Source organism: Frateuria sp. Soil773 (assembly GCF_001428405.1).
Taxonomy (GTDB): domain Bacteria; phylum Pseudomonadota; class Gammaproteobacteria; order Xanthomonadales; family Rhodanobacteraceae; genus LMSL01.
In genome coordinates, this window is record NZ_LMSL01000027.1 from 1 (window position 1) to 2,222 (window position 2,222).

At 74.6% G+C, this 2,222-nt stretch carries 1 pseudogene; it reads left to right on the forward strand.

Annotated elements, in window-relative coordinates:
• A pseudogene (locus ASG87_RS09680) lies at nt 1–2,222 on the forward strand (cell surface protein); the annotation flags it as partial.

The following is a 2,222-nucleotide window of genomic DNA, read 5'->3' on the forward strand; positions in this document are numbered from 1 at the left end:
CACGGTGTCGGTGGGCGACGCCTCGACCAACTTCACCCGCCAGATCACCAACGTGGCCGACGGCACCGAAGACACCGACGCCGCCACGGTCGGCCAGCTCAATGCAGCGACGGGCAGCACGCGCTTCTTCCAGGCCGACGGCGCGACCGACGGCAGCGAGGACGCGGTGGCGTTCGGCGAGCACAGCGTGGCGTCGGGCGCGAGCAGCATCGCCAACGGTATCGAGAGCACGGCCACGGGCTACCAGGCCTTCGCCAACGACGACAACGGCACTGCGGTAGGCGCCAACGCCAACGCATTCGGCGTGGGCGCCTCGGCGTTCGGCAGCGGCGCGAGCACCAATGCGGCCAATGCCACGGCGGTGGGTTACGGCGCGACCGCCTCGGGCATCAACAGCGCGGCGTTCGGTGCGGCGGCGGAAGCCTCCGGCGCCGGCAGCGTGGCGGTGGGCGGCAACGCGGTGGACGAGGACGGCAACCCGATCATCAACGACGCGAACGGCGACCCGGTCACCACCGCGGCGACCAGCGCCGGCATGGGCGGCACCGCGGTGGGCGCCAGCGCGCAGGCCGCGGGCGTGGGCGCCTCGGCGTTCGGCCTGGGCGCGGCGGCCATGGGCGACCTGTCGGTGGCGACCGGCCCGGTGGCGAACGCGCTGGGCAACTACTCGGTGGCGAACGGCTATTCCTCGGTCGCCGCCGGCGAGGGCAGCGTAGCGGTCGGCGAGAGCAGCCAGGCCCTCGGCGACGAGAGCGTGGCGATCGGCGGAAGCACCTACGGCGGCCTCATCACCGCGCAGGCGGCGGGCCTCGGCGCGACCGCGCTGGGCGCCGGCGCATGGGCGATGAACGACTACGCGACCGCGCTGGGCTGGAACAGCTACGCCGACCAGGTGAGCAGCACGGCGGTGGGCGAAAGCTCGATCGCGGCCGAGCTGGGCGCCAGCGCGCTCGGCGCGCAGTCCGAAGCGTGGGGCACCCAGAGCACCGCGGTGGGCGCGGCGGCGGTGGCCGATGCGGACTTCGCCTCGGCGATCGGCAGCGGCAGCTATGCCGCGGACACGAACGCCACGGCGGTAGGCGCGCTGTCCGGCGCGAACATGGCCGACAGCACGGCGGTGGGCGCCAACGCGCAGGCCAACGGCGAGCGCGGCACGGCATCGGGTTCGGGCGCGGTCGCCGATGCGACCGACAGCACCGCCACCGGCGCCGGCAGCGCGGCGTTCGGCGAAGGCAGCACGGCGAACGGCGCCAATGCCATCGCCGATGGCGTCGAAAGCGTGGCGAACGGCTACAACAGCTTCGCCGGCAGCGACAACGGCACGGCGGTCGGCGCCGGCGCGAACGCCCTCGGCGTGGGCGCTTCGGCGCTCGGCAGCGGCGCGGTCACCAACGGCGACTACGCCACCGCGAGCGGCTACGGCAGCACGGCCAACGGCATGAACGCGGCGGCCTACGGCGCCGGCGCGCAGGCCAACGCGAACGGCGCGGTGGCGGTGGGCGGCCAGGCGGTGGACGAGAACGGCGATCCGCTGATCACCTACACCGCGACCGGCGACGCGGTCGGCCCGGCGACGGCGTCCGGCCTGGACGCGATGGCGCTGGGCGCCAGCGCGCAGGCGGAAGGCGACTACAGCACGGCGGTGGGCACGGCGGCCTTCGCGATGGGCGAACAGACGCTGGCCGGCGGCTTCCTGTCCGAGGCCGATGGCGCCGGCGCGGTGGCGCTGGGCACGCAGAGCTATGCGGCGGGCCAGTTGTCCACCGCGATCGGCTACCAGAGCAGCGCGTACAGCGACGGCAGCCTTGCGCTGGGAGCGCAGTCGTCGGCGGCCGGTGCAGCCAGCATCGCGATCGGCGCCGGCGCCGAGGTGGGTTTCGCGGCGTTTGGCCTGGAGAGCGCCAATGCGGTGGCCCTGGGCTCGGGTAGCTGGGTGCTGGGCGACGACAGCACGGCGCTGGGCGCCAATGCGTGGTCGGTGGCGAACGGCGCGGTGGCGCTGGGCGCCAACTCGGTGGCCGACCGCGACAACACCGTGTCGGTGGGCGACGTGGGCGCGGAGCGCCAGATCACCAACGTGGCGGCGGGCACCGCAGGCACCGACGCGGTGAACGTGGACCAGCTCAACGCCTCGGTCGGCGACGCCACGCGCTTCTTCAAGGCCGACGGCGCGACCGACGGCAGCGAGGACGCGGTGGCGTTCGGCGAGCACGGCGTGGCGT